Origin of the sequence: Tenacibaculum xiamenense (assembly GCF_964513065.1) — a bacterium.
In the GTDB taxonomy this organism is placed as follows: Bacteria; Bacteroidota; Bacteroidia; order Flavobacteriales; family Flavobacteriaceae; genus Polaribacter; species Polaribacter xiamenense.
On sequence record NZ_CAZEQU010000016.1, the window covers coordinates 1 to 9,007 of the forward strand.

Sequence of the window (9,007 nt, forward strand, 5' to 3'; positions counted from 1 at the left end):
TTCTGTAAATAACTTCGAACCAATGTTAAATCATCTGTATTTATTCGCATGGCAAAATATAAAATTTTGTCAACGAATTAGTTAACCTTTACAGAAATGACGGTTTTTAGGAACGTCGGTTGCAGGTGTAATCACCCCCCATAACTATCGACCTGAAATAAATTTGGAATGACACAAGCTCTATAGCTTAACCATAGTAATTACTCCTCCACATATTTCATTTTAAGAGCATACTTTGTTAATCCCGCAAGGTTTCTAACACCTAGTTTTCCAATAATATTTTTTCGGTAGCTTTCGATGGTATGCTTACTTAAAAACAACTTATCTGCTATTTCTTGGGTCGTATATTCTTGAGCTATTAAAGTAATCACATCTATTTCTCTTTGAGTTAATTTAATCTCTTCTTCCTTCTTTTTAGATAGCTTATTTTCAAAATAAATGTCTTTTATCTCTTTGGAAAAATACTTATCCCCTTCCAATATCGTTTTGATAGCGTGCAGTAATTCTTCTTTTTTTGCATTTTTAGGAACATACCCCTCAACATCAGATTTAATCAAGCTATCAATTACATCTGCATTGGTATGCATACTTACCACGAGGATTTTCACATCTTTTCTTTTCTCTTTAACAATTTTACTCAAGGCAACACCATCCAGTTCCGGCATGGAAATATCTGTAATAATTAAATCAATTTTATCCTTAGAATTAATCTCTAAATATTTAACAACCTGTTTCCCTTCCGTTGAAGTTAACACGACATTGTAGTCATTTTCCGTATTTAAGATACTCAGAACACCGTCTAAAAACATCTTATGATCATCAACAATGATTAAATTATATTGCATTTGTTTTTCTACTTTTTTTGGTCAGCTATCGTTATTATTATCTTAATAGTTGTCGATTTATGTGTGTGTAATTCTTCAATTTCATCAATACAACTATCAAGCTTCTTGATGATTTACTTCATACTCCACTTCTTTAGTGACGGGAATTTCAATATTAATTATGGTACCTCTGTTCAACCTAGAATCGATATGCAAAACACCATTAAATTTCTTCAATCTGCTTTTTATATTTGAAAAACCAATCCCTTCATGACTACTCTTCGGAACAAATCCCACCCCATTATCTTCGAACAAAATACTCAATGCTCCATCAATCAAATTCAATTGCAATTCTATTGATGTAGCTTGTGCATGTTTAATTGTATTTGTGGTTAACTCTTTAATTATTTTAAATATTTCAATTTGTAATTCCTTTTTCAGAAGATTGACCTTCTCTCTAGGATACACGCTAAACGAACTATTAGATCCCCAAATACTGTTCGTATACTCTTCCAAAACATCGCAAAAATTATTCTCATTAAACTGTTTTGGTATTAAATTATGAGATATACTTCTTACTTCTTCGTAGGTGTAATCTATCTGATTATTTAATTCACTCAAAAAATCAGATTTCATATTTTCCTTTACGGAACTGTTGAGTTTTAGCTTTATGGCCGCTAAATTTCCTCCAATACTATCATGTAATTCTTGAGCAATATGCTTTCTTTCTTTGTTCTGACCTTTAATAGAAGCTTTAATCACCTTTAATTCCTGATCTTTAATCAACGAGGATATTTTCTCATTATTTATTTCCTCTTGCTTCCTATTTAATTCACTTTGCGCCTGCAACTTCTGGTAGTATATTACAAGTAATCCCAATACAGGAATCAATATAATTAAGAAAGAATACAGAATGATATTTTTAATACTCTTTTCTCTAACTAGTTCTGCTTCCTGAATTTCTTGGTTTTTCTTTAGTATGGCAATTTCGTTTAGTTTTTTCTCGGAAGCATTTCGCAAAGAGAGAATTTTGTTTTCATTGATTTTCTCTTCAATCTCTTGTTTCAATCTAAGGTTTTTCATAGCCTCATTCTGATTCTCAATAGCTAGCTTTTTATTATAATTCTCCTTATGTAATAATTTTATTTCTTTTTCTTTTTGTAATGTTTTATACTTTACTTCAAGCTCATTAATTTCCTTATCTTTTTGTAGTTTATTAATGGAGTCTTTAACACTATATGCTCGATTCGCAAATTGAAATGCACTTTTATAATCCTTCTTTATTAAAGAAATTTCCTTCAATTTTTCGTAGATAAACTCCTGCTGATTCAAGTATCCTAACTCAATTGCATTCACTAAACTAAGAGAAAACATTAACTCGGCATCTTTATGTTCCTTTAGTTTCAAATAAATATTGGCAATATTAAGTCGTGCTTCAATCGCTAATTTATTGTAACCTTTCTTTTCCGCTATTTCGAGTCCCTCTTTGTTCAATTGAAAAGCTTTATCTAGATCATTTAATTCCTCGTAATTCTTGGCAAGGTTTACTTTTATTGTACCAATTGCATAATACCTTTCTTTCGAAAGTTTTAAGGCCTTTTCAAAATTGTCATTGGATGCTTTGAAGTCTTTTAAAAGAGAATAAATAATCCCCATATTTATATAACTTCCAAACGTTATTTCTTCATCTTCTTTATATTCCAAACATTGCTCAAATAACTCCAAAGCTTTTTTATAATCACTCATGTTCATATAAACATGAGCTAAACCATGAGTATGTGTATAATAAAGATTCTCTTCTTTATACTTTTGAGCAGCCTCTATTCCCTTTAAATGCCATTTTTTACTTTCATTACTTAGGCCTTTCCTATTCTCATTTAGAGCAAACAAATTATAAACAATTGCACTTAGCTTGCTTTGCAATGAATCATTTTTAACAAATTTCTTATGCCTTAAAGCTTTTCTTCCATAAAACATAGAAGAATCAATCAACTCCGACGAATTGAAGTAAAAGCTCAATAATAAATATGTATTGACTTTAGAATGCGGATCTAACTTTTTCTTTAATAATCGATGGGCTATTTTATATGCTTTCCCTTTCTGATTGTTGTTAAAAAAATGGAAGGCCTTGTCAATTCTTGCCTTTTCTTTATAACTCGTTTCTTTTTTTACTTTTACAGATACCTTATCACCTCCCATTTCTTGAGCATACACACAAAAAGAGAGCAAGTAAATACTGATTAAAACAAATTTTTGCAAAAATTGAAGCATGTTAACAAATGTATTAATTTTAGAGAATTTCAGGCATTCCAAACCAGTATAAATATTAATTTTTCTTCCTATTAAATAGTTAAAAAAACTACTGTTGTTTTATAATAGCAAAACATCCTTCCCAGTGCTTGTTAGTACACCGAAAAAGATGTTTAAATTCCCCCTTCTAATTGTTTTCCTATAGCATGTAGTAGTAATTAGTTATAGTAGTATTGGTAGTATTCCTGCTTATAGAAATAAAAAGGAAGCAACAATCATCCAGGCTCCAACAATTAATCCGAAAACACCTAATTGTCCCTGCTTTGGAGCTAACTTTTGTCTAATACGATTACCTTTCTCTTCTCCTGCTTCACTTCTTGATAAAATAAATTTATTTATTAAGCCAAAGCCTAGCATAAATCCTAAAACTGCCTCAACAACGTTTCCGGCCAATAAGGTGATCCACCAAATAGGGTAAATGCTCAATCCTCCGATATTTAAAAGTGATGATATAATTCCCCAAACACCCCAAATAAAAAACACAAATCCAATCCAACCTTGGTACGGTTCAATTTTTTCAAGAAGTTCTTTAGCGTTTGGTTTTTTTGCTAATAATAATGATGGTACTGCAATGATACTTAATAAGATTAATGTGATTCCCCAAATCATGGTTTTATAGTTTTTATAGGGTTAATACTTGTTTTTTCGTGAAAATTTTAATCAGTTTAGTTGTTGTATTTACTTTGAGAATAGTTGATCAAAAATCACAAGGCAAAGATGAGCGCTGTTCATTCGAAATAACACACCTTTTTTGGTGAAAACTACACCCCTGAAAACAGGGGGTTTTCATACATTTAAAAACCCCATTTATGGTGACATAGATTCTTTAACTCATCTTTAGTTTTGCCCTAAACTAACTACTATTTTAACCATGGAATCTACTCTAGGAAAAACTGTTAAATCAAAGTTTTTGATATTACTAACTTTATTTAAGTTATTCAGTACAAGCAATTGTAAGGCTCAGCAGTTGTACCCGGCTAGTTTTGATCTAAACACCTTAAATGGTACCAACGGATTTGCAATACCTGGAGTTAATCAAGATTCATATTTGGGAGCGGAAACGAAGTTTATCGGTGATATTAATAATGATGGTTTTGATGATATTGGTCTTGGTGTAACTTATGCAGATGTAAATGGTCTTGAAAATGCAGGTGCTGCTTATGTGATTTTCGGAACAAACACTGGTTTTCCTCCTTCTTTTGATATTACTACGCTTAATGGCACCAATGGCTTTGTTATTGAAGGAAAAACTGGTAGTTTACGTATGGGAGAATCTATTGAAGGGGTTGGCGATATTAACGGTGATGCTATCGATGATCTAGTAATTGTGTACTCTGGATCGACTATGGTTATTTATGGAAAAGCAACACCTTTTAATGCCACCTACACTGTTGATTATGCCGATGGAGTTAACGGTTTTATTATTGAAGGTAGAGCTAATGAGGCAAGCACCCTTGGTGATGTAAACGGAGACAGTATCAGTGATTTTGTATTAAGTCGTTCAGGTGGTGTCGCTCAGATTTTCTTCGGTCGCTCTTCAAATTTCCCTGCTACTATTAATTACTCTTGGATGGATGGTATAAAGGGATTTCGTATTAAAAGATACTCAAACTCAACCATTCCAGGGTATCTAGCAGCTGGAGCTGGAGATGTTAATAATGATGGAATAAATGATATTCATATTGGTGATTGGAGATCTGGTACTGGGGCAAGAACACATTTAATTTATGGAAGAAACTCTTTTCCTCCAATATTAGATGTAGAAAACATGCCTGTTACAGAAGGATTTACCATAGATCATTCCGGGGGTAATTTCTTAGCTTTCACCGGAACTCTAGGTGATATTAATCATGATGGGATTGATGATTTTTTCTCAGAAAGGGCGGCAATTTTCGGAAAACCACAAACAGATCCTTTTCCTTCTCATATTCCTTTAAGCAGTATTAATGATGGCACTTATGGTTTTGTACTTCCAGGCGGATTAACTTCAGCCAGCATTGGTGATATAAATCAAGATGGGATCGATGATTTTATATCTGTTTACCAAAGGATAAGCTTTAATGCATATGCATATGTTATTTTTGGTAGTACATCTGGATTTCCAAATCCTATTGACAACGCGACACTAAACGGAACTAATGGTTTCGTCATTCCTGGGTTTAGACCAACCAATATCGGCAGACCTATAAGTGGCGGAGATTTTAATAATGATGGGATTTCTGATTTCATTATTGGAAGTCCATTAAAAGAAATCAACGGTATCCGCTTAGGAGAGGCATATGTAATTTTTGGAGGAGATCATTATGCTATGCCCTTAAACGATACCTATCCTCAGGCTAATAATGCAACAACTTCTGGTTTTACCCTTACGGTTAACGGTCCTGAAACAGGAATCATACACTACGCCATTTTCCCGGGTACGTTTTCAACAAGTGTTACCCATAATATTATTAAAGGAGGTACAGGAGCCATTACAAATGGTAGTTTTTTAATGAATACCACAAACACGAGTATTGATGAAGTAATTTCGTCTTTATCAGAAGACACCACTTATGATATCTATGTATTCTTAGAAGATGGCTCAGGTAACCAAGGAGTCATCAAGAAAATAGACAATGTTAAAACGTTGTCAGCTGGAGACACTACGCCTCCAACAATTACTTGTCCAGGAGATCAAGATGTTCCTTGCCAAACCCATGAGGTTCCAGATTTTACAAGTTTGGTTATAGCTACAGATGCTGTAGACCCTTCTCCTGTGATCACACAAAGTCCAGCAGCAGGAACTCGATTTACAGACGGAATGACAATTACCATGACTGCTACAGACTCAAGCTCTAACGCTAGTACGTGTACTTTTGTAGCGAATAGAGGGGCTGACACAGAGAAACCAATAATCACCTGTTTAACTTCTGAATCGTTATTTTTAAACTCCACACTTCCAAACTATTTTTTAAAATTAAGAGTTGTAGACACCTGTACCTCTATTTTCGATTTCACCTATACTCAAACTCCAGCCCAAGGAACCATATTTACAGGAGATACCAATGTAACGGTAACTGTAACTGATGGGAGTGGAAACAGTGAAAGTTGTAGTTTCTTGGTTACCGTCCGCCCTTCTCCTCCCCCCATAGATTGCAGCAACAATTCAATAAATTTAAATGATTTAGATGGTAGCAACGGTTTTACCATTGAAGGCGATAGAATAAAAGGAGGAACGGGATACGATGTAAGAAATGCTGGTGATATTAATGGAGATGGAATTCAAGACTTTTTAGTGGGTTCACCCGGTAAAGCCTATCGTATGAATACCTCAAGAGGTATTGAAAGAGGTAATTTTCCGGGTGATGTTTTTGTTATTTTCGGAAAAACTGGCAATTTCCTTCCAAACTTCGACACCAAGTTATTAGATGGAACAAACGGATTTAAAATAACAAACGATATTCCAGGAGGAACATTTCAGTTTTCTGGCTATCAGGTTAGCACAGCTGGAGATATTAATAATGATGGAATTGATGACTTAATGTTTAGTGATCCGTTCCGACGTCATAGACTGGGTGCAGAAATGGGAGAAACCTATATTGTTTTTGGTAAAAGAAGTGCCTTTCCTCCAGTGTTTAATGTTTCCGACATAGACGGTACAAACGGATTCGTATTTTTAGGAGGTGCTGCCTACGACCAATCTGCTCTTTCTATTGACTCTGCCGGAGATATTAATAATGATGGTATTAATGATATTATTATTGGTGCCAGATCAGCAAGATGGACAGACACCACAGGGAAATGCTATATTGTTTATGGAAGTTCCAATCCTTTTCCTGCCTTATTAAAAGCTACCGATTTAAATGGTACCAACGGATTTACCATCAAAGGAAATGCCGATGGCGAGGCGATTGGAAATTTTGTTGCTGGATTGGGAGATGTGAACGGCGACGGTATTGACGATCTAGGATTTCATGGAGGAAGAACACATAAAACTTTTGTTCTTTTCGGAAAAACAGGAAATCATCCAAGTACAATAAAAACCGGAGAAATCAATGGAAACAACGGATTCTATGTTGATGTTTCTTCTTTTACATCAAACCGATATAGAACACTAATCAATGGAGTTGGTGACATTAATAATGACGGCATAAATGATATCTTATTTGGAAACACCTATCTACTTTTTGGGAAAAACACTCCCTTTTCTGCTGAAGAAGATATAACAAACTTAAATGGAGTTAATGGATTTCATTTTTCATCAACTTACTCAATTGCTAGTTCTGGAGGTGATTTTAATAATGATGGAATTGATGATCTTCTTTTAGGAACCTATGGAAGAGCTGTTATTATTTTTGGAAAAAGTACTCCTTGGAATGCCAGAGTCCATGCATATTCGTCATCTCTCTCTGAAGCTCTTATAATTAACTCCTCTCTTAGAGAATATCCAATAGCAAATTTAGGAGATATTAATGGCGACGGTATTACGGATATTATTCTTGGAAAAAAAGAAAGGCTTTACTATGATAGTAGTTCAAGTTTATATCCTGGTAATGCTTATGTAATTTATGGTTTTTCTGTACCTGACACAGAAGCTCCATCAATTACTTGTCCTGCTGATCAAACACTAGCTCGAGGAAATGTATTACCAGATTACACCTCATTAGCCACGGTAAATGATAATTGCGATGCAAATCCTACAGTGACTCAATCTCCTGTTGCAGGTAGCACCTATACTTCTGGAATGACTGTTACTCTTATCGCCACCGATAAAAAAGGAAACACAAATAACTGTACTTTTCTTGTTAGTGAAGTTGTTGACACTGTCTCTCCCACAGCTAGCAATCCGTCTCCTCTAAATGTACAATGCTCAAATGATGTTCCGACTCCAGATCCATTAGTAGTAACTGATGAAGCTGATGATAGTATGGTAGTACCTACAGTTACTTTTCTTAATGATGTAAGTGATGGTGCGAATAATCCTGAAACCATTACCAGAACCTATCGTGTTTCAGATCAAGCTGGAAACTTTATCGATGTACAGCAAACCATTACCATAAATGATACTATCAGACCAACAGCGAGCAACCCATCCAATATTAATGTTAGCTGTACAGCAAATGTTCCTGCTGCCGATATCAATATCATTATTGATGAAGCTGATAACTGTACCACAACCCCAACAGTAACTTTTGTTAGTGATGTAAGCGATGGTGCGAGTAATCCTGAAACCATTACCAGAACCTATCGTGTTTCAGATCAAGCAGGGAATTATATCGATTTAACACAAACTATCGTAGTAAGGGATACTGTTGACCCGACGGCTAGTAACCTTCCAAATATTACCGTAGCTTGCTCCGCGAACATTCCTGTTCCCGATACAACTGTTGTTACTGACGAAGATGATAACTGTACTGTTAATCCAACAGTAACATTTATTGGTGATGTAAGTGATGGTGCTAGTAATCCTGAAACTATTACCAGAACCTATCGTGTTTCAGATCAAGCAGGGAATTATATCGATTTAACACAAACTATCGTAGTAAGGGATACTGTTGACCCGACGGCTAGTAACCTTCCTAATATTACGGTAGCTTGCTCCGCAAATATTCCTGTTCCTGATACAACTGTTGTTACTGACGAAGCTGATAACTGTACTGTTAATCCAACAGTAACATTTATCGGTGATGTAAGTGACGGGCTTCAAAATCCTGAAACCATTACTCGAACCTATCGTGTTTCAGATCAAGCAGGGAATTACATCGATTTAACACAAACTATCGTAGTAATGGATACTATTGACCCGACGGCTAGTAACCTTCCAAATATTTCGGTAGCTTGCTCCGCTAATATTCCTGTTCCCGATACAACTGTTGTTACTGACGAAGCTGATA

Annotated in this window: 4 protein-coding genes (1 of these 4 cut by a window edge); 1 reads left to right on the forward strand and 3 read right to left on the reverse strand. The window is 34.8% G+C overall.

The window, feature by feature from the left end:
* Positions 1 to 200: 200 nt before the first annotated feature.
* The 3 genes from ACKTTV_RS06860 to ACKTTV_RS06870 form a co-directional block, all read right to left on the reverse strand.
* A complete protein-coding gene (locus ACKTTV_RS06860; protein WP_408030083.1) occupies positions 201 to 845 on the reverse strand; it encodes a response regulator in 645 nt (214 codons plus the stop codon).
* A 96-nt stretch (positions 846 to 941) separates the two neighbouring features.
* Positions 942 to 3,083 (reverse strand): tetratricopeptide repeat-containing sensor histidine kinase, encoded by a 2,142-nt coding sequence (locus ACKTTV_RS06865; protein WP_408030084.1) that lies wholly within the window; start codon positions 3,081 to 3,083, stop codon positions 942 to 944.
* 240 nt (positions 3,084 to 3,323) lie between these two features.
* Entirely contained in the window at positions 3,324 to 3,743 is a 420-nt protein-coding gene (locus ACKTTV_RS06870; RefSeq protein WP_408030085.1) for a hypothetical protein, read from the reverse strand.
* A gap of 1,882 nt (positions 3,744 to 5,625) precedes the next feature.
* Between ACKTTV_RS06870 and ACKTTV_RS06875 the strand changes: the two genes are divergently transcribed.
* Positions 5,626 to 9,007, forward strand: partial view of an HYR domain-containing protein gene (locus ACKTTV_RS06875; RefSeq protein ID WP_456243519.1) — the 5' portion only. It continues 11 nt past the right edge of the window; the window shows 3,382 of its 3,393 coding nt (coding positions 1-3,382); its start codon is at positions 5,626 to 5,628; its stop codon lies off the right edge, out of view.